The 20,262-nt window shown below is 53.5% G+C and carries 21 protein-coding genes; all 21 read right to left on the bottom strand.

Annotated features, from left to right (window positions below; translation table 11 throughout):
* Positions 1 to 2: 2 nt before the first annotated feature.
* The 21 genes from motD to NP603_RS17155 all read right to left on the bottom strand — a co-directional run bounded on the left by motD (position 3) and on the right by NP603_RS17155 (position 20,163).
* The gene (gene motD, locus NP603_RS17255) at positions 3 to 887 is read right to left on the bottom strand and encodes a flagellar motor protein MotD (protein WP_256612136.1); all 885 of its coding nucleotides are present in this window, start codon (positions 885 to 887) and stop codon (positions 3 to 5) included.
* Positions 888 to 897: 10 nt separating this feature from the next.
* Positions 898 to 1,644 carry a flagellar motor protein gene (locus NP603_RS17250; RefSeq protein ID WP_054760144.1) on the bottom strand — a complete coding sequence of 249 codons (747 nt, stop codon included), beginning with the start codon at positions 1,642 to 1,644 and terminating at the stop codon, positions 898 to 900.
* Entirely contained in the window at positions 1,644 to 2,744 is a 1,101-nt protein-coding gene (locus NP603_RS17245) for a protein-glutamate methylesterase/protein-glutamine glutaminase (RefSeq protein WP_256612135.1), read from the bottom strand. The genes NP603_RS17250 and NP603_RS17245 overlap by 1 nt, the downstream gene beginning before the upstream one ends.
* 9 nt (positions 2,745 to 2,753) lie before the next feature.
* Positions 2,754 to 4,991, bottom strand: a complete 2,238-nt coding sequence (locus tag NP603_RS17240) for a chemotaxis protein CheA (RefSeq protein ID WP_256612134.1) — start codon at positions 4,989 to 4,991, stop codon at positions 2,754 to 2,756.
* Between the two features lie 11 nt (positions 4,992 to 5,002).
* Positions 5,003 to 5,728 (bottom strand): protein phosphatase CheZ, encoded by a 726-nt coding sequence (locus NP603_RS17235; protein ID WP_256612133.1) that lies wholly within the window; start codon positions 5,726 to 5,728, stop codon positions 5,003 to 5,005.
* Between the two features lie 17 nt (positions 5,729 to 5,745).
* The gene (locus tag NP603_RS17230) at positions 5,746 to 6,120 is read right to left on the bottom strand and encodes a chemotaxis response regulator CheY (protein WP_443192647.1); all 375 of its coding nucleotides are present in this window, start codon (positions 6,118 to 6,120) and stop codon (positions 5,746 to 5,748) included.
* Between the two features lie 101 nt (positions 6,121 to 6,221).
* Positions 6,222 to 6,968 carry an RNA polymerase sigma factor FliA gene (locus NP603_RS17225; protein WP_256612131.1) on the bottom strand — a complete coding sequence of 249 codons (747 nt, stop codon included), beginning with the start codon at positions 6,966 to 6,968 and terminating at the stop codon, positions 6,222 to 6,224.
* Complete coding sequence (locus NP603_RS17220) at positions 6,965 to 7,798, bottom strand: MinD/ParA family protein (RefSeq protein ID WP_256612130.1); 834 nt, start codon at positions 7,796 to 7,798, stop codon at positions 6,965 to 6,967. The genes NP603_RS17225 and NP603_RS17220 overlap by 4 nt, the downstream gene beginning before the upstream one ends.
* A 31-nt stretch (positions 7,799 to 7,829) precedes the next feature.
* Positions 7,830 to 9,245, bottom strand: a complete 1,416-nt coding sequence (flhF, locus tag NP603_RS17215; RefSeq protein ID WP_256612129.1) for a flagellar biosynthesis GTPase FlhF — start codon at positions 9,243 to 9,245, stop codon at positions 7,830 to 7,832.
* A gap of 18 nt (positions 9,246 to 9,263) precedes the next feature.
* Positions 9,264 to 11,360 carry a flagellar biosynthesis protein FlhA gene (gene flhA / locus NP603_RS17210; protein WP_256612127.1) on the bottom strand — a complete coding sequence of 699 codons (2,097 nt, stop codon included), beginning with the start codon at positions 11,358 to 11,360 and terminating at the stop codon, positions 9,264 to 9,266.
* A gap of 18 nt (positions 11,361 to 11,378) precedes the next feature.
* On the bottom strand, positions 11,379 to 12,506 hold the full coding sequence (gene flhB / locus NP603_RS17205) for a flagellar biosynthesis protein FlhB (RefSeq protein ID WP_256612126.1): 1,128 nt from the start codon (positions 12,504 to 12,506) through the stop codon (positions 11,379 to 11,381).
* Positions 12,507 to 13,283 carry a flagellar biosynthetic protein FliR gene (fliR, locus tag NP603_RS17200; RefSeq protein WP_256612125.1) on the bottom strand — a complete coding sequence of 259 codons (777 nt, stop codon included), beginning with the start codon at positions 13,281 to 13,283 and terminating at the stop codon, positions 12,507 to 12,509. It abuts the gene before it with no gap.
* Positions 13,280 to 13,549, bottom strand: a complete 270-nt coding sequence (gene fliQ, locus NP603_RS17195; RefSeq protein ID WP_256612124.1) for a flagellar biosynthesis protein FliQ — start codon at positions 13,547 to 13,549, stop codon at positions 13,280 to 13,282. The genes fliR and fliQ overlap by 4 nt, the downstream gene beginning before the upstream one ends.
* A gap of 8 nt (positions 13,550 to 13,557) precedes the next feature.
* Entirely contained in the window at positions 13,558 to 14,262 is a 705-nt protein-coding gene (gene fliP / locus NP603_RS17190; protein ID WP_256612173.1) for a flagellar type III secretion system pore protein FliP, read from the bottom strand.
* A 37-nt stretch (positions 14,263 to 14,299) separates the two neighbouring features.
* Positions 14,300 to 14,704, bottom strand: a complete 405-nt coding sequence (locus NP603_RS17185) for a FliO/MopB family protein (protein WP_256612123.1) — start codon at positions 14,702 to 14,704, stop codon at positions 14,300 to 14,302.
* Positions 14,705 to 14,748: 44 nt separating this feature from the next.
* On the bottom strand, positions 14,749 to 15,198 hold the full coding sequence (gene fliN / locus NP603_RS17180) for a flagellar motor switch protein FliN (RefSeq protein ID WP_256612122.1): 450 nt from the start codon (positions 15,196 to 15,198) through the stop codon (positions 14,749 to 14,751).
* A 19-nt stretch (positions 15,199 to 15,217) separates the two neighbouring features.
* On the bottom strand, positions 15,218 to 16,201 hold the full coding sequence (gene fliM, locus NP603_RS17175; RefSeq protein WP_256612121.1) for a flagellar motor switch protein FliM: 984 nt from the start codon (positions 16,199 to 16,201) through the stop codon (positions 15,218 to 15,220).
* Positions 16,202 to 16,744, bottom strand: coding sequence for a flagellar basal body-associated FliL family protein (locus NP603_RS17170; protein ID WP_256612120.1), 543 nt, complete (start codon positions 16,742 to 16,744; stop codon positions 16,202 to 16,204). It abuts the gene before it with no gap.
* A gap of 287 nt (positions 16,745 to 17,031) precedes the next feature.
* Positions 17,032 to 18,108: a class II fructose-bisphosphate aldolase gene (gene fbaA / locus NP603_RS17165; RefSeq protein ID WP_256612119.1), complete on the bottom strand. Its 1,077-nt coding sequence runs from the start codon at positions 18,106 to 18,108 to the stop codon at positions 17,032 to 17,034.
* Between the two features lie 104 nt (positions 18,109 to 18,212).
* Positions 18,213 to 19,202 carry a transaldolase gene (locus NP603_RS17160; RefSeq protein WP_256612118.1) on the bottom strand — a complete coding sequence of 330 codons (990 nt, stop codon included), beginning with the start codon at positions 19,200 to 19,202 and terminating at the stop codon, positions 18,213 to 18,215.
* Positions 19,203 to 19,455: 253 nt separating this feature from the next.
* Complete coding sequence (locus NP603_RS17155; protein ID WP_256612171.1) at positions 19,456 to 20,163, bottom strand: LPXTG cell wall anchor domain-containing protein; 708 nt, start codon at positions 20,161 to 20,163, stop codon at positions 19,456 to 19,458.
* Between the last annotated feature and the right edge of the window lie 99 nt (positions 20,164 to 20,262).

The raw sequence follows: 20,262 nt of genomic DNA, 5'->3' as shown, positions 1-20,262 counted from the left end.
AATCACTGTGCCGGTGCTGCCGGCGAGTCTTCGGTAATGGGCTCGGGGTTCGGCGAGGGTTCGGATGTTGGCGCCAAATTCAATGCCTTCGCCCTTTCATCGTCGGTCATACCGTACCTGGCAAATGCTTGCGACATCAAAACCAACACCACCCGCCGGTTTTTGAAGCGCCCCTCTTCATCCTTGTTATCGGCAACCGGATGGAATTCTCCATAGCCCACCGCCGATAAACGCGTGGCCGGGATATTGTTCTTCACCAATTCCTTGACCACACTTGTAGCGCGCGCAGAAGACAGGTCCCAATTCGAAGGGTACATGCCGCTGGAAATCGGCACGTTATCGGTATAGCCCTCTACGTTAATCACGTTAGGTACATCGCGCACCACTTCCGCAACTTTTGCCAACACCGGAAGGGCTTTACTCGACAGTTCCGCCTTGCCGCTGGCGAAGAGCAGTTCGCTGTTCATCTCCAGTTCGACCCAGAAATCGTGCTTTTTAATGCCGACCAGTTTGCTTTCGACGAAGGGCTGCAGCGCGCCCTGAAATTGTTCGGAAACCTCGCTCAACCGCTGTTTTTCCTGCAGTATTTCTTCGCTGAGCTCCCGTTCTTCGGCCGTGGCCAGATTCGGCAGCTCGATCGGCTGTATCGTAGTCGGGATGGTACCGATTTGGATCGGCTCCGCTTCCCTCTCGACTTTTTCGTTGTGAAACAGGGCTTGGTCCAACGATTCGGAAAATGTCTCGTATTTGCCTTTGTTGACCGACGAAATCGAGTACATCACGACGAAAAACGCGAACAGCAACGTGACAAAATCGGCATACGACACCATCCAGCGGTCATGGTTGTCAGTCGGTAGCGGAGATTTAACGCGTTTGCGCCGGCTCATTCCCAATTCCTTATTTTTCGATCAAAAACCCGGATAATTTCAACTCGATGTTGCGTGGGTTTTCGCCTTCGGCAATCGAAGAAATGCCCTCTATCACCATCTCCCGCGCCTGCGAGACTTCGAAAATCAGGCTTTTCAGTTTATTGGCGATCGGAATGAACAGCAAATTGGCCAGCCCGACTCCGTAAATGGTCGCCACAAATGCGGTGGCGATGCCGCTGCCCAATAGCTCGGGTTTGGCCAAATTCTGCATCACGTGTATCAAGCCGATCACCGCGCCGATGATGCCGATGGTAGGGGCGTAGCCGCCCATAGCCTCGAACACGCGGGCGGCTTGGTTATCCAAATGCTCCTTGGTCGTCAACTCCACTTCCAAACAATCGCGAATCACTTCCGGTTCGTTGCCATCCACCAAAAGTTGCAGGCCTTTTTTGGCGAAAGTGTCCTTTTCGCTATCGATGACGGTTTCCAGGCCAAGTAAGCCTTCTTTTCTGGCCAGCGTACTCCAACGCACGATTTTATCGATCTGTTTTTTCAACTGCAGGTTTTGCGGCATAAAAATCCAGGCCAGTATGCGCATGCTGCGCAGAAAAACTTTGGGCGGGAATTGCAGCAAAGTTGCGCCCAGGGTGCCGCCCACCACGATGACGAAGGCGTGAAAATTGACCAGGGCGCCGATCTCGCCGCCGCCCATCAGGTTGCCGCCGATAATCGCGGCAAATCCGATCAAAACACCCAGAACGCTAAGAATATCCATCAGTGCAGTTTGTTAAATTGGTTCGCAATCTCGTCCAGAGAATAAACATGGTCGGCCAGCCCAGCCTCGGCAATCGCCTTTGGCATACCGTAAATCGTGCTGCTGGCTTCGTCCTGCGCCCAAATCTGCGCACCGTGCTGGCGCAATTTCATCGCGCCGAGTTTGCCGTCCGCCCCCATGCCGGTCAGTACCACGGCTAACACCCGGCCATTGAAGCAATCGGCCAAAGAACTGAACGTGATGTCCACGCTGGGGCTATAAATTTCGCCGGCTTGTTTCGGCCGTAACGCGATTTGGCGGGAGCCCGGAGTCGGTTTGAGTTGCATCTGCACGGCTCCTGGGCTTAACAACGCCAAACCGGGTTGCAGCATATCGCCGTCCTGCGCTTCCCGAACTTCGATACTGCATAGCGAATTGAGCCGCTCGGCGAAGCTTTTGGTGAAGTTCGGTGGCATATGCTGCACCAACAATATCGGCACGGAACAACTCGCCGGAATCCGGCTCAACACATATTGCATGGCGACCGGGCCGCCGGTAGAAGCGGCGACGACCACCAAATCGATTTTACTGATACCCGCTTCAATCGGCTTGACCGGTAATACCCGCTCCTTGATGACCTTAGCAACAGGGGTTTCTGCGGCATCCCTCCCTCCCCGTCTCGAGCCTGCATCAATACTGGCTCTGGAAGCGGCTATTTTCGCTGCCTGTCCGGCCACCATCCTGACCCGATAGCGCAACAGATAACGAGCAGTTTCCCGATTGGCATCGATATCTTCCAATTGCTTAGGCAGAAAGTCGATGGCGCCAGCGTTCAAGGCATCAAAAGTCGCTCTGGCGCCGACCTGGGTCATGGCGGAAAACATCAGAATCGGAACGGGCCGGGTACTCATGATATGCTTGACGGCTGAAATCCCATCCATCACCGGCATTTCCACATCCATCGTGATCACATCCGGTTGCAGCGCCGCAGCCTTTTCAACCGCCTGCCGCCCGTCATGGGCCACACCGACTACTTTGAACTCTTGGTCTTCTTCCAGAATTTCGGTGATTCTGTGGCAGATGAAATGAGAATCATCGACTACCAATACCCGAATGGCCATATCGCCACATCAAACCGCGTACTTCTTCATCAAGCCCGGCACATCCAAAATCAGCGCGATTTTACCGTCACCTGTGATCGTCGCCCCCGCCAAGCCCTCCAAACCATGCAATTTAGCGCCCAATGCTTTGATCACCACCTCCTCCTGGCCGATTAACTGGTCAACCACGAAACCTACGTGACGGCCCCCGGCGTTGACCACTACGACATGACTGGTAGCCTGAGGTTCGCTACTCGCGTAATAATCCTTGACCAACCACTCGCTGAGATAGAACAAAGGCAAAGCTTTGTTCCTGACCATGACTACCAACTGCCCGTCCACCTTGTTGGTTTTGCTCAAATCCAAATCCAGAATTTCCAACACGCTGGCCAAGGGTAACGCAAAAGCCTGGCCGCGTAACTTGACCATCAAGGTCGGCATAATCGCCAACGTCAACGGCACCTTGATGATAATGGTACTGCCCTTGCCTTCCACCGAATCGATTTCGACCACTCCGTTCATTTGCGCGATACGGGTTTTGACAACATCCATGCCGACGCCGCGGCCGGAGACGTCCGATATTTCGCTTTTGGTGGAAAAACCCGGCAAAAAAATCAGGTTGTAACACTCTTTATCCTCCAGGCGGGCGGCACTTTCTTCGTCCATCAAACCTTTTTCCACGACTTTTGCGCGTAGCAGCTCGGGATTCATGCCTTTGCCGTCGTCCTTGATCGACAACTGGATATGGTCGCCTTCCTGCGAGGCTTTCAAGATCACGACGCCCTCGCGCGGCTTACCTTTCGCTTCGCGCTCGTCCGGCGGCTCGATACCGTGGTCTACGGCATTCCTGACCAGATGCACTAGCGGATCGGCCAAGGCTTCTACCAGATTCTTGTCCAGATCAGTTTCTTCTCCGACCAGTTCCAGCCGGATTTCTTTTTTCAGACTGCGCGCCAGGTCGCGCACGACGCGCGGAAAACGGCCGAAGACTTTTTTGATCGGCTGCATGCGCGTTTTCATTACCGCCAATTGCAAATCGGCGGTGACCACGTCCAAATTAGATATGGCCTTAGACAATTGCTCGCCGGCCTCGGCATTGGCCTTCAGCGTCTGGAACCGATTGCGTACCAGCACCAACTCTCCGACCATGTTCATGATATCGTCCAAAATCTGGGTATCGACCCGAACGGTGGTATCCGCTTGCGGTGCCGCCTTGGATTTGTCCAGCCCCGAGTCCAACGCCGAGGCCTTGTTCGCCGACCTTTCGGTCTCGTCGAAAACCGTAGTCGAAACAGCCGGTTCGGGCTTGGCTCGAACCGCCGGTTTAGCCGCGATCGGTTCAGCGGGCGGCTCGACTTTTGGCTGATGGGTGATTTGCAGTTCCGGAATCGAGGATGGGTCGATATTTTGCAGGTTGGTCGCGTCGAACTTTCCCTTGCCGTGCAATGCATCCAGAATCTGGTCGAATTCCTCTTCACTAATATCGCCGGAGTCCGTCGGCGCAGCCGACGGCTCGTCTTGACTGGGTACTGCGACTGTTGCCGAAAACTTGCCCTTGCCGTGCAATTCGTCGAGCAGGTTTTCGAACTCCTCCTCAGTTATCTCATCATCGGCGGGCGCTTGAGAGGATGCTGGCGCTTGGCTCTTCGCCGTCGGCGCCCCGCCTTTGCCGTTCAGAGCATCCAACAAATCCTCGAACTCCTGTTCGGTGATTTCGTCGGAATCCGCCGCGGATTCGTCTGCTGCCAAAAGCTCTTCCGGATCCAACATGGCGTCGAAATCCTGCATCGCGGAACTTTGGGCGGAAATCGGTTGCACGGGGTCTGCCGGCATTTCGGCGGCCTCCGCTTCAACCACTTCCGCTTCCATCGCCGCTCCGACCGGCTCGGCATAAGCTTTCAAACGAGTCAACAGACCTTTGTCGGCGGGTCTGGGAGCATTTCCCGAGCGAACCTGACCGAACATTTCGTTGACGATATCGACCACTTGCAAGATCACATCCATCAGATCCGGCGTGACTTGGCGATCTCCCTGCCGCAACACGTTGAACACGTCTTCGGCGCTATGGCAGACATCGACTAGCTCGCTGATCGCTAAAAATCCGGCACCGCCTTTGATCGTGTGAAAGCCGCGAAAAATCGCATTGAGTAAATCCAGATCGCCAGGCGACTGCTCCAACTCGACCAGCTGCTCGCCCAACGAATCCAGAATCTCTCCGGCCTCAACCAGAAAATCCTGCAATATTTCATCGTCCAGATCGATCGCCATGACGTTTTTCCTCAAAAACCTAGACTAGACAATAAATCATCGACATCGACCTGACTCGTCGCGACGTCGCCCTCTCTATCGTCAACACCGGGCACCACCGGCCCCGGCAACTCGTGATGGGCGGCGGGAGTTTGCGCATTGGCCGAGACTTTACGGCTGGAGATTTTGATCAGATTGACCATGCTGATTTCCAGATCCTGAACCAAATCGATCACCCGACGAATGATTTGCCCGGTGATATCTTGAAAGCCTTGCGCCATCAAAATGTCGTTCAATCCGGCCTGGATTTTGTCCATGGCTTGCCGCGACTGGTTGAAATATTGGCTTAAATCGGCGCTCATGGCTTTGAATTCGTCGAACGGCATTTCCCGATCCAGAAACCGGTTCCATTGCCCCGCCAATTGATTGACTTGAGTGCTCAACTCGTCGGAAACCGGCAGCAGATCTTCCACCGCGGTCAGGGTCTGGTTGGCCGCCTGTTCGGTCATCGCAATCACGTAATGCAATCGCTCCTTGGCATCCGGTATGTCATGTTCGGCCATCGCGGTAATTTTCGAATCTACCGAGAAACTCACCATCGTGTCGTGCAATTGCCGGGTCAGCCGGCCGACTTCCTTGAACAACTGCGTCTCCCGGACCCCGGCAACTTGATCGAGTATCTCGTCGGCAACCGCTTCGTCGCCTTTCTCCAAAGCCGCAACCAATTCCCGGGCCAAACTCAACAGGTCATTATTCATAGCGCGCTTCCTGGCAGTTAACCGTCGATACGTTCGAAGATCTTTTCGATCTTTTCTTTCAACGTCGCTGCGGTAAACGGCTTGATCACGTAACCGTTTACGCCGGCTTGCGCTGCCATAATGATCTGTTCGCGCTTGGCTTCGGCCGTAACCATCAGCACCGGAAGGTTGGCCAGATTCGGCGTCGATCTGACCGCCTTCAGCAAATCTATGCCGGTCATACCAGGCATGTTCCAGTCCGTAATTAGAAAATCGATGCCGCCTTTTTCCAAAATCGGTAATGCGGTTTTGCCGTCGTCCGCTTCGACCGTATTGGTAAAGCCGAGATCTTTTAACAAGTTTTTTACAATTCTCCGCATTGTCGAAAAATCGTCGACAATCAGAATGCGCATATTTTTATCCAAGAAAAATCTCCACCCAGATCACATAATTTATTAAGAAACAAGCTTGCAATTGCCGAAAACAGCAGAAAAAATCCTGAAATAACCGCAATTTAGCTGCACTTTTCATTATCTTTCCGTTCTATCCAATCCGCAAGCCTGGCACGCAGGCGCAACATGGCTTGGCTACAGATTTGACTGACCCTCGATTCGCTGACGTCGAGCACTTTGCCGATCTCGCGTAAATTTAGCTCTTCGTCGTAATAAAGCGAGATCACCAACCGCTCGCGCTCTGGCAATTCCGCAATCGCCTTCGCCAAGGCTTTATGAAAATTCTGCTGAAGTAACAATTCGTCGGGTTGGTGATGGCCTTGAACATCGTCGATGATGCTGTCTTCGCCCTGAATCAATTCTTCGACGCTAAAGGTTTTGCAAGACACCGCATCCTGCAGAATCTGATGGTATTCGCCCAAGTCGATTCCCATGTGCTTGGCAACTTCGGCGTCTTTGGCATCCCGGCCCAAACGATTCTCGACCTCGCGGATCGCGTCGGCTACCATTCGCGCCTTTTTATGTACCGAGCGCGGCGTCCAATCGGAACGCCTTAATTCGTCCAACATCGCGCCGCGGATCCTGATCCCGGCATAGGTTTCGAAGCTGGCTCCCTGACCGGCGTCGTAGTGTTTTAAGGCTTCCAGCAAACCCAACATGCCAGACTGTATTAAATCGTCAAGCTGTACCGTGTCCGGCAAGCGGCCCATTAAGTGGTAGGCAATGCGTTTTACCAGCGGCGTGTGTTGAACCACCAAAGCGTCAATATTTGCAGCTTGCACGGCAGCATACATTGCCGCTCCGCTCATGCAACATCCTCTCTCATGCTGTATTGGATCATGCGTTCGACGAAAAACTCCAGGTAACCGCCCGCTTTGGGTTTGATCGGCCAATGGTCGATTTTTCTGGCCAAATTTTTGATGGCTAATGCCGCTTTGCTTTGCGGAAACGCCTCTACCACCGGTACCTGTTTTTGCACCGATTTTTTCAAGTATTCGTCTTGCGGCACCGCACCGACAAATTGCAAGGCCACGTCCAGGTAGCGGTCAGTCACCTTACTCAACTTATTGAACAGTGCCTGACCGTGCTCCGCAGACTGCACCATGTTGGTGATGATGTGAAAGCTGTTTAAACCGTAGTCCCGGTTTAACAATTTGATATAAGCATAGGCGTCGGCCAAAGACGTCGGTTCGTCGCAAACCACGACGATAATCTCCTGGCAGGCGCGGGCAAAGTTGACCACGCTGGCCGAAATACCGGCAGCAGTATCGACAATCAGCACGTCCAGTTCTCTATCGATCTCGCTGAAGGCCCGAATCACGCCGGCCTGCTCCGCGCTGGACAAATCAGACATGCGTTGCACGCCGGAAGACGCCGGAATGATTTTCAGCCCGGCCGGGCCGGTCATCATGATCTCTTTCAGGGATTTCTCGCCGTTTAGCACGTGCGACAAGTTGAACTCCGGAAACAGACCTAACAAGATGTCGACGTTGGCCAACCCCATATCGGCATCGAGGATAGCCACCCGCCGGCCGATCTTGGCCAGCGCCACGCCGATGTTTACGGAAAGATTGGTTTTACCCACCCCGCCCTTGCCGCTAGTCACGGCGATCACTCGTACCGGTTTCATATGTCTCATCTGTCTTATTCCAGCTGCTTGATCGAATGGCCTATGCATGGCTTTCCGCCGCCCACTCGCCATAATTCAAATCGCCGCCATACGGACTGTCGACTTCGCTGCCGCTCATGCACTGGCGAATCAAGCTGTCGGCTTCCGGCTGATAAATATCCTCCGGCACTTGCTGGCCGTCGGTAATAAATGACAGCGGCATACGCCGCTCGATCACCGCCGACAATGCGGTGCCTTTGCTGACAGCCTCGTCCATCTTGGTAAGTATAGTCGCTTGTGGCTCCAGTATTCGGAACGCATCCATAATTTCCAGCATTGCCTTGTATTGCGTCGTAGCGGACATCACCAGGTAGGAACGGATCGGCAAATCGCCGTGTTGCAGGGTTTTCAACTGCTCGGCCAAGCGCATATCGCGCTGGCTCATCCCTGCAGTATCGATCAAGATCAGGCGCTTGTCGGCAAAACTATCGATGTGCCGGCGCAGCTCGTCGGCATCGCCGGCCACGCGCACCGGGACGTCCAGAATTCTGCCATAGGTGTTGATTTGCTCGTGGGCACCAATCCGATAGTTATCGGTGGTGATCAATGCGATTTGGCGGGAGCCGTGCTTCAGAATGAATTGCGCCGCCAATTTCGCGACGGTCGTGGTTTTACCAACGCCGGTCGAACCGACCAACGCCGCGATACCGCCTTGTTCCAGCAATCTGTCGTCGGCGATAGGCACCAATCCGGCCAGCATTTCTCTAGCCTTGTCCATTGCCAGATCGAAGCTTTTATGGCTGCCCAGACGGTTGGCGATTTTGCCGGACAAATTTTTGGAAAAGCCGAAATCGGTCAGGCGCTCGCGCAATTCGTCGTGCATGGTCTGGCCGTGCTGGGGCATTTGCATGACGATGCCGGACAACTTGGCGTCCAACATACTCCGCAACTCCTTCATTTCCTGACGCATTTCCTCGATGAATTTGTCGGAGACATTGGCTTGAGCCGGCCGCAAATCAACTGGCATCGGTTTCAGCTTGGGATCGGCGCTAGCCCAGGCCGGTTTCTCCGCCGGGCGCACTTTTTCGGCAATTTTCTGGGCATTGGCGTTGCCAACCTGCAATTTCTCGGCGTAACCGATGTATTGGTCCAGATGGCGCCTGATCGGATTTTCCGGTACCGAACCGTCGGCACCGCGCTTTCTGGTACTGCTCAATACGTGTAACGGTTTTTTGTCGCCGTCGAAATCGGGCAAATCGACCTTTTTCGGCTCGCGTAGTGGCACGGGCGCCTTTTCTTCCTCGCGCTGTTTCAGATTCCGGTGGATCACCTGTTCGTCGAAGTCGCGAGCCGCCACAATTTCGACGCCGCCGTCCACCGAACGGTTGGACATGATCACCGCATCGGCGCCCAATTCTTCTTTGACCATGCGCATGGCCTGCCGTATGTCTGCTGCAAAAAAGCGTTTGATTTTCATTGCGCAACCCCTGTTTTTTTAACGCTGCCCCACTGTGGAAACCACCCTGATCTGCCGATCCTGGGGAATTTCGTTATAGGCCAGCACATGTAGCCCCGGTATCGAATGACGAACGAAGCGAGCCAGCCAAGGGCGAATGTAAGAAGACACCAGTAACACAGGTGCCTGCCCTTCCATTTCCATCCGCTGAGCACTATCCTCGAGGGATTTGTGCATCTGCTCGGCCAGCCCCGGTTCCAAACCGGCACCGCTTTCGCCCGCCGTCTGCAGCGATTTATGCAATATCTGTTCCAATCCTGGCTCAAGAGTAATCACAGGAATTTCCACCTGTACACCGTTGATTTCATGCACAATTGACCGGCCGAGCGAGGCACGCACCGCCGACGTCAAGATGTCCGGATCTTGACTCTTGACCCCGTACTCCGCCAAAGTTTCGGCGATCGTGCGCATGTCGCGGATCGAAACCCGCTCTTGCAACAGGTTTTGCAACACTTTCACCAACACGCCCAACGGCAGGGTTTTCGGCACCAAATCCTCGACCAGTTTCGGCGCCAGTTTAGCCAAGTTATCCAGCAACTGCTGCGCCTCTTCGTAGCCGAATAATTCGTGGGCATTGGTTTGCAAAATATGGCTCAGATGGGTAGCGACGACAGTACTCGGATCGACCACGGTATAACCTAGAGTCTGCGCCTGATCTTTTTGGTTGCTGTCGATCCAGACCGCATCCAAGCCGAAAGCCGGGTCCCGGCAAGGGCTACCGGGCAAACTGCCGAACACGCGACCGGGGTTAATCGCCATCTCTTTATCCGGCATGATATTGGCCTCGCCGACGCTGACCCCCATCAACGAAATCCGGTATTCGGTAGGCGCCAGATCCAGGTTATCGCGAATATGCACCGACGGAATCAGGAACCCAAGTTCTTGCGACAATTTCTTGCGCACGCCCTTGATCCGCATCATCAACTGGCCGCCTTGGTTGCGGTCCACCAGCGGAATCAGGCGGTAGCCGACCTCCAAACCGATCGCGTCTACCGGCATCACGTCGTCCCATCCCAACTCCTTGATCTCGGTCTTAGCCGCTTGCGGCGAAGCGATATTCACCGCCGCCAAGGCTTTTTCTTCCTCTAATTTGCGACGGCGGTCGATCAAATAGGCGCCACCGGCCAAGGTCGACGCCAGCAAAATGAACACCAAGTTCGGCATGCCGGGAATGATGCCGAGCAAGCCCATCACCGCGGCGGTAACCAACAGCGTTTTGGGGTCCTCGAACATCTGCGAGGTCAATTGCTTGCCGATGTCCTGTTTGGCGCCGCGCACCCGAGTCACCACCATCGCCGCGGCCACCGACAACAACAAGGAAGGAATCTGGGCGACCAAACCGTCGCCGATTGTTAACAACACATACACATTGGCCGCATCGGCAAAACTCATGCCGTGCTGGCCGACGCCGATCGCCAACCCGCCGATCATATTGACGAACATGATGATGATGCCGGCCACCGCGTCGCCGCGCACGAATTTGCTGGCTCCGTCCATCGAACCGTAGAAATCGGCCTCTGCGGCCACCTCTTCGCGCCGGGCCCGCGCCTCGTCCTGATTGATCAGCCCGGAATTCAAGTCGGCGTCGATCGCCATTTGCTTGCCTGGCATCGCGTCCAGGGTAAACCGCGCGCTGACTTCGGCCACCCGCCCGGCACCTTTGGTCACCACCATGAAATTGATCACGATCAGGATCACGAACACGACGATACCGACCGCAAAATTGCCGCCGATCACGAACGAGCCGAACGCCTCGATCACTTTACCGGCGGCATCGCCGCCCTCGTGGCCGCGAATCAGCACGACCCGGGTCGAAGCCACGTTCAAGGCCAGCCGCAGCAACGTCGCGATCAGGATCACGGTCGGAAACGAGGCGAATTCCAACGGCTTCAGCGTGTAAACCACCACCAGCAGGATGATCAGCGAAAACGCGATGTTGAAGGTAAAAAACAGGTCCAACACAAACGGCGGCAGCGGCAGAATCAGCAGCGACAACAGCATGATGATCAGCAGCGGCGCTCCCAGGCCGAGGCCGGTGACCATTCTCAAGGCATTGGTTAATTTACTGAAATCCATAACGGGCTCGGTATCGCGCTATTGTTTAAAATCGTCCGGCACCGGCACGTCGCCCGGCGGCACCGGCTTGATCCAGCCGTATTGAGTGGAAGCGCGCAATTGGTAAACATAGGCCAACACTTGTGCGACCGCCAAAAACAGGCCGCGCGGTATTTCCCGGTTCAAATCGGTGGAGTAATATAGGGCGCGGGCCAGAGACGGCGCCGCTACCAGCGGCACTTTGGCGCCTATCGCCAACTGCCGGATCTGCGCCGCAATCAAATCGACGCCTTTGGCGACCAATACCGGCGCACCGTTACCGTTCTGATCATATTTCAGCGCGACGGCGAAATGGGTCGGATTGGTAACAATGACATCCGCGCTAGGTACTGCGTCCATCATCCGCCGTTGCGCCGCTTCCATTTGCAGGCGCCGCTGCCGGCCCTTGACTTCCGGACTGCCCTCCTGCTCCTTGGACTCGTCGCGAACTTCCTGCTTGGTCATTTTCAATTGGCGCTGGTAATTCCAAAGTTGGTAAGGCGCATCCAGCATCACCAACAAGACGAACGTGGCGCTTAAAATCAGCAGCGAGACCGATATCATTTCGCCGGTCTGCTGCACCGCTTGCGCGATCGGCAGCCTGCTTAGCGCCATGTATGCGCCGAAATTCCATTTGAACAGATTCCAGGCTACCAACGCCACCAATACGGTCTTCAACACCGCCTTGACCAATTCGACCACACCCTGGACACCAAAAATTTTCTTGAGTCCGGCCAAAGGATTCAATTTGGCGAAATTAAAGGCAAAGCCTTCGCTGGTAAAGTTCCAGCCACCTAACAGCGTCGCGGCCAGTAAGTCGAAAACAGCCAAAATCGCCAAAAATGGCAAGATAATCCAAACACCGTCGGCAAAGGCCGCTTTTAGATAGGTCGTCAACGTCACCGGGTCGAAAATTTGCTCGCGCGATACCCGCAACGGTCGCTTCATCACTTCCAACAAGCCTTGCCACATGCCTTGGCCGACATAAAAGAACAGCGCCGAGCTAACCATTAGCGTGACAAAAGTATTCAGCTCTTTGGAGCGGGGAACCTGGCCTTTTTTACGCGAGTCGGTGACCCGCTTACCAGTGGGGTCTTCGGTTTTGTCCTGACCGGATTCTTCCGCCATCTACTGCAACCTCAACAATTCGTTCACCAACGCAAACCCTTGGTGCAACATATCGGCAAAGACTTCTAGTAAGGTCGGCAGTCCTATCCAAATCAAGACCATGCCCAACATGATCGTCGCCGGAAAGCCGACGCCGAAAATCTGCAATTGCGGAGCCGCTTTGGAAGCCACGCCAAAGCTGATATTGACGAACAGCAGCGCCGCCATAACCGGCATCGACAATAACAAGCCGTCGGCGAATATGGTGCCACCCCATAACGCGATCCGCCACAAATCGGCTTTTTCGATTCCGGTTGCCGCAACCGGCAACGTATGAAAGCTTTGCGCCAGCATCTCGATCAAAAGTAAATGCCCGTCTACCGCCAAAAACAACAGACTGCCGCTGATCACGAACAATTGGGCCACAACCGGGACTTGCACCCCCGAAACCGGATCGACCATCGACGCGAAGCCGAGCCCCATGCTGTAGGCGATGGCCTGGCCGGCGAACAGCATGATCGAAAACACCATTTGCAAAATGAAACCGACAGTGGCGCCCAGAGCCACTTGCTGGAGGGCAACCAGAAAACCTTGATAGCCGAACATATCTATCGGCGGCATGGCCGGAAGGGTTGGAGACACGGTTAACGTGATCAACAGGCTGGCGATCACGCGAACTTTGGCCGGCAAGGCGTTGACGCTGAATACCGGGATGGTGATGAACATCGAACTGATGCGAAAGAAAGGCCAGATGAAACCGGCAACATACCCCAGCAACTCGTTTTCGGTAAGGTTCATCCAATCAAGGTGGGAATATCGCGCATCAAATCCTGAAAATAGTCGATCAGCATTTGCAGCATGCCCGGACCGGCAATCATCAGCACGGCAATAATCGCCGCCAACTTAGGGATGAAGGTCAAGGTCTGTTCCTGGATCGAGGTTGCCGCCTGAAACATCGAAACCAGCAAACCCACCAACAAGGAAGCGATCAAAATCGGCCCCATCAGTTTCAGGCCGATCAGTACCGTGTCCTGCGCTACGTTCGAGATCGTCTCCGGAGTCATATGCAAGCTTAGACGTAAAAACTGGCAGCCAGCATTTCCATGACCATGGTCCAGCCGTCAGCTAGTACGAACAACATGATTTTAAACGGCAGGGACACGATCATCGGCGACAGCATCATCATCCCCATCGACATCAGCACACTGGCCACGACCAGATCGATCACCAGAAACGGCAAAAAAATCAGAAAGCCAATTTGAAATGCGGTTTTCAATTCGCTGGTGACATAAGCCGGCACCAACAACGAAAACGGCACGTCTTCGGGTTTGTTGATTTGCTCTCGGCCGGATATCCGGACAAACGTATCCAAATCCGCCTCGCGCGTTTGCTTCAACATGAATTGTTTGAAAGGTTCCGACGCCTTTTGCAGAGCGGTGACGGCATCGATCTTTTCTTCCAGGTACGGCTGTACGGCGGTTTCGTTCACTTTTTCCAGCACCGGCGTCATGATGAAAATCGTCAGAAACAGCGACAACCCCAACAACACCTGGTTGCTGGGGGCCTGCGCCGCACCGATCGCCTGCCGCAACAGGCCCAGTACAATCATGACTCGGGTAAATGCGGTCATCGACAACAACAATGCCGGCAGCAAAGTCAGCATCGTCATCAGAGCCAATATCTGGATCGTGACCGTATAGGTTTCGCCACCTTTCGGGTTAGTGGTCACGGTAATCGCGTCCACACCGGGCACGGCATTAGCCTCGGCAACCCACATCAGCGCGCAGCCCCCCAGTAAAGCCACAGCCCGCATACTAGGCCTGTTCATGCGTCTTACCTTGTATCGCTTGCAATAGTTTTTGCGCGAAGAGGCCCAAATCCTGCGATTGGTCCTGGTTGGAGAATAGCCGCTGCTCGCCTTCCAGCTCGAGCAATTTGTCGATCCGGCCATTACTCACACCTAACAACAACTCTTTTTCGCCGACTCTGACCAAGACCAGTTTCTCCCGCATGCCCAACGAAAGCCCGGCAAGCACCGTCAATTTGCTTTTACCGGCCGTGGCCAAACCGCCGGATTTTTTCAGCATCAAGACCAGGAGTAGAAATACGCCCAAGACCAGTACCAAGGCCAACAGCCACTGAATGACGTCGGCCGAAGTCACGAATTTGGCGCTGGATTTAGCTGGTGCGGGAATTTCGTCCGCCCAAGCGCTCGACATCGTCCCAATCGCGAAAATTAGCCTAGCCAGAGCGTGCACGGTTATCAACCCAGCTTTCGGACCCGTTCCGATGGGCTGATAATATCGGTTAAGCGGATACCGAATTTATCGTTAACCACGACGACTTCGCCGTGGGCGACCAAGGTACCGTTGACCAGCACATCCATCGGTTCGCCGGCGAAACGGTCCAATTCCACCACCGACCCCTGGTTAAGCTGCAGCAGGTTACGGATATTGATTTTGGTCCTGCCAATTTCCAAAGACACGGTAACCGGCACGTCCAGAATCACGTCCAGTTTGACCTCTTCTCCACCGGCGGTTGGCTTCGGCTTTTGTTCGCCCAGATCCGGAAACTCGGCCGCTGAATAGCCGCCGGGGCTTTTTGCCGCGGCGGCGGCCTGTTCCTTCAGAGCATCTCCCCAGTCTGCTTCGGCCGCGGCCTGCTCGTTCATCGCCGCCGCCCAGTCGTCACCAATTTCGTCGTTTTCGCTCATGTCAATTCCTCCCTGTCCATTAAATATTGTCCAGCGTCATTTTATCGATGATTTCAATGGCGTAATTACCATCGGACAAACCCAATTTACCGCGAAACACCGGTACTCCTTCCACTTCCAACAATACCGTTTCTGGCATTTCGATCGGAATCACGTCGCCTTTTTTAAGTTCGATAACGTCGCTGATAAACATCTCTTTTTCGATCAATTTACTATTCAATGTCACTTCGCTACGCATGATCTCGGTCCGCAACGAATCTTGCCAACGGCCGTCGACCTCCCCTCTGTCGCTGGTTACAGCATCGAGCAACTCCCGGATCGGTTCGATCATAGAATACGGCATGGCAATATTAATATCGCCGCCCCCGCCTTCCAGCTCGACGTGGATTGTGGAGATGACCACGATCTCGGAGGGACTGACGATATTGGCAAACTGGGGGTTTACCTCGGAGTTGATGTACTCAAACTCGACATCCATGACCGGTTTCCAGGCTTCGGACAGATCCTTGAAAATCATGTCGATAATCAAGCGGATGATACGCATCTCGGTAGGCGTAAACTCGCGGCCTTCGACCTTATTGTAAAATTGGCCGCCACCGCCGAAAAAGTTGTCTACAGCCGTAAATACCAGACGAGGCTCCATCACAATCAGCGCCCGGCCGCGCAGCGGCGCCATCCGAATTACATTCAAATTAGTTGGAACGAACAACCCCTGAATGAATTCGGAGAACTTCTGTACCTGAATCCCCGACACCGATATCTCTGCCGCACGCCGTAAGAAATTGAACAATGCGATGCGGAAATGGCGAGCGAAACGTTCGTTGACCATTTCCAAGGTCGGCATCCGGCCACGGACGATACGCTCTTGGCTATTGAAATCGTAAAGCCGCGCAACCCCTCGACTGTATTCGTCATCGTCAGCAGCGGTGTCGACATCGCCGTCGTCTACGCCGTGCAGCAGCGCATCGATTTCATCTTGGGAAAGTAGATCGGCGGTAGACATTTATTGCATTACAAAATCGGTGAAATAGACTTCTTTAACAGTGTTCTTGCCGGCCATCTTTTCCAAAACCTTGCCGATCTCTTGCTGCATCATCGCCCGCAGCTCCTGCTTGCCTTCCAGAGTTTTTGCCTTATCGGCGCCGACCGAACTGATGGCCATCAACAAGTTGTTCCGGATCATCGGTTCGTGTTTTTTCATCGCTTCTATGCTGGCCTCGCCTTTAGTCAATACGGTCAGGGAAATTTTAATGACCCTGGCGCTGGACCCGCTCGGATAATCGACCAACAACGGCGTGGGAAACTCGTAATAGACATCGGGCTCTACCGGCTTATCGTGGTCCGCCTCGGCCTCATGTGCTGCCGATTCGGCATGTTTATCCTCTCCGTGTTTTTCAGCATCGGCCTCTTTGCCGCTCTCAGCGGGTTTCGCCAAGAAAAAATAGGCCGCTCCGCCTCCCGCCAGAGCCAAAACAACCAACGCAATGATAATTATCAGTTTCTTGGACGATTTTTTTCCTTCATCTTTTCCTTGAGCTTCAGCCATTTATCACCTTTATTATTCTCAGAGCACAAAACACGCCAGATCATTCGAAAAATCGCAAATCGCGGAGCGTATCGACCCGCCGGTTTCCGATCATACAAGAAAAATCATGGTTTTAGAATGATAGTATAGCCGGCCGAACCGATACGGCGAGGCTGAAAAGCCTAATTTCGCGCACAACGGCGGCAGGAAGCCGAAAGATGGGCAGTCAATTATTTGACGAACTAACTACACCGGAAAGACAGGAAAAGCTGCAAAAGCTGTTTGCTTTTGCAGCTTGCTGAGGCGTATTACAAAGAATTTACGGCGTTCAATTCTTGGAACGCTTGCTGCAGACGGACGACCATACCTTCCTGGCCGGCGCGTTGCCATACCCGTGGATCGTAGTATTTTTTGTTTGGCTTGTCGGCACCCTCCGGATTACCGATTTGGCCTTGCAAATAACCTTCGTTTTTCTTGTAGTAATTCATCACGCCTTCCCAAGTCGCCCATTGGGTATCGGTGTCGATGTTCATTTTTACCACGCCGTAGCTGATGGATTCTTTGATTTCTTCCGGTGAAGAACCGGAGCCGCCATGGAATACGAAGGTCAATGAATTGTTCGGCAGACCGAATTTCTCGGACACATATTTCTGCGAGTTATCCAGAATTTTCGGTGTCAGTTTGACGTTGCCCGGTGAGTAAACACCGTGGACGTTACCGAATGACGCGGCGATGGTGAAACGGTGGCTGATTTTGCTCAAATGTTCATAAGCGTAAGCCACATCTTCCGGTTGGGTATACAACGCCGAGTGGTCCATGCCGCTGTTGTCGACACCGTCTTCTTCGCCGCCGGTGCAACCCAACTCGATTTCCAGTGTCATGCCCATTTTTGACATCCGCTCCAGGTATTTGCCGCAGATTTCGATGTTTTCTTCCAGGCTTTCTTCGGACAGGTCCAACATGTGCGAGCTGAACAGCGGCTTGCCGGTCGCGGCGAAGTGTCTTTCGCCTTCGTCCAACATGCCGTCAACCCAAGGCAGCAATTTTTTGGCTGCGTGGTCGGTATGCAGAATGACCGGCACACCGTACAGTTCCGCCATGCGGTGAACGTGTTGAGCGCCGGAAATAGCACCGTGGATGGAACAGCCTTGGCCGTCCAGTTTCAAGCCTTTACCGGCAACAAACGCCGCGCCGCCGTTAGAAAATTGTACGATAACCGGAGATTTGGCTTTCGCAGCGGCTTCCAATACGGCATTGATGGTATCGGTGCTGATCACGTTAACTGCCGGCAATGCAAATTTGTTTTCCTTGCAGATTGCAAAGACTTTTTGCACGTCTTCACCGGTGACCACGCCAGGTTTTACTACATCTAAGATTTTTGCCATGAAATTTACCTATTAACTAAAGAACAAAGGCCGCGTACTCGATTCGGCGGCCTTGCACATAAAATAAGATCGCGCGCAAACAAGATTGCGCGCGATAAGAGCCCTTAAGCTTCCAGCGCAGCCAAACGGTCGGCCAGCAATTTTTCCAGAGTTTCCAATGCCTTGGCGAAACCGTCGATACCTTCCTTCAGTTTCTCGTTTGCCATGCGGTTCTCTTCGTGCATACGATCGAATGTCGCTTTATCGACACTGATTTTTTCGATGTTGGCGCTAGCGGCCTTGGCTGGATCCAGTTTGCGCGGCAATTCGCCTTCAACGGATTGCAATTCGGCCAACAGAGAAGGCGCGATCGTCAACAGATCGCAACCGGCCAATTCGGTAATTTCGCCGATGTTACGGAAGCTGGCGCCCATAACTTCGGTTTTGTAACCGAATTTTTTGTAGTAGTTATAAACTTCCGTCACCGACAGAACACCCGGATCTTCGTGCGGTGCGTATGAATCGCGGCCGCTATCTTTTTTGTACCAGTCCAGAATACGGCCAACGAACGGAGAAATCAGTTGGATGCCGTTTTCGGCGCAAGCGATCGCTTGGTGCATGCCGAACAACAGAGTCAGGTTGGTGTGGATGTTTTCCTTCTCCAGCACTGCCGCGGCTTGAATACCTTCCCATGTCGCAGCGATTTTGATCAGGATACGTTTTTCGGTATCGATACCGGCCGCTTTATACTGAGCGATGATGTCGCGAGCTTTGGCCAGAGTGCCTTCGGTATCGTAGGACAAACGGGCGTCAACTTCGGTAGACACGCGACCTTCGATGATTTCCAGAATTTTCAAACCGAAAGAGACTGCCAGACGGTCGAACGCCAAAGACGCGACTTCCGCAGGAGAAGCGCTAGCGCCCAGAGTTGCGCGAGCCGATTTCAAGGTATCGTCGACGATGCCTTGATATTGCGGCATTTGTGCTGCAGCGGTAATCAAAGACGGGTTGGTGGTCGCATCGCGCGGTTTGAAAGTCTCGATCGCTTGAATGTCGCCGGTATCCGCCACCACAACAGTCATTTCACGGAGTTGCTCTAATAAATTTTTTGCCATAAAAATATCCTCGGTTAATGTGTCCCCTTTGATTTGGTATCAAACCGTTGCCGATATTCGAAATTTCGGCTAATGGTCTGAACTATTTATTGCTTGGCGGGGAATTTTTCCAAAATGCGGGTGTAACAGACTGAATCGCCACTTGACATATTTTGAAGCAGTCATTCTCTCCAAAACACGCTAAGTGGCGATTCTGCAGGTAACTCAGTGGGAAGTCCCACCGAATTTATACCTAAGAATAATTACCGATAAATCAGCCTTTATCGCGCAAATATTTTTCTACGCCTGTAGCTTTTGCAGCTGCGCTCTCTCTGTCTTTTATGATCTGCTTCGCCATATACTTGGCTACGCCGGTCGCTGGAGTGGAGTCTTGTTTTTCCAAATATTTAGCGACACCGGTTTTGTTAATACCCAACCTGTCGATATACTTTTCAACTCCTGTCGAACCGCTCGCTTCCCCGTAACTTGGACTAGAACTACCGGCCGCGCCAGAACCAGAACCGCCTTTTTTGTTAAACAGGAAGAAGCCGACAGCCGCCAATGCAACCAAGCCCAACAAGCTAGTATTGGACGAACCTTTGTCACCGGCACTGGATACAGCCTCTTCGCCGGCTTCGCTTACCGCTGCCGATGATGAAGATGCCACAGACGACGAACGGGCGCCGGGAGCTTGAGGAGCAGTCTTATCGTGTTTATAAGCTGAGTCGCTGAAGAGTACTTTGGGTTGGAAATTAGTCGCTGGGAAGTTGGGATCGTTTTCAACGACTTCAACTTCTTTGGCTTTAGCAGCCGCAGCCGGTGCAGCAGCTTTTGCTGCAGGAGCAGCAGCCTCAGGCTTGTAATCCGGGTTGGTGTACAGAACTTTTGGCTGATAATCAGCCGCCGGATAATCCGACTCCGCCATTGCTACGGAACTGGTCAGCAACAACGCCGCCATTACGCCTTTTGTCAATTCATTCATTTTCACGTCTATCACCTATAGCTGTTGGAAAAGAGAAGCCTCGGCATTCGATAAATCAAAAACCGAAGCTCCGCCTACTGATTATCAAAATTAAAGAAC

Source organism: Methylomonas aurea (assembly GCF_024505045.1).
In the GTDB taxonomy this organism is placed as follows: domain Bacteria; phylum Pseudomonadota; class Gammaproteobacteria; order Methylococcales; family Methylomonadaceae; genus Methylomonas; species Methylomonas aurea.
The sequence above is the reverse complement of the archived record's forward strand: the minus strand, read 5'-3'. Positions and strand labels throughout refer to the sequence as shown.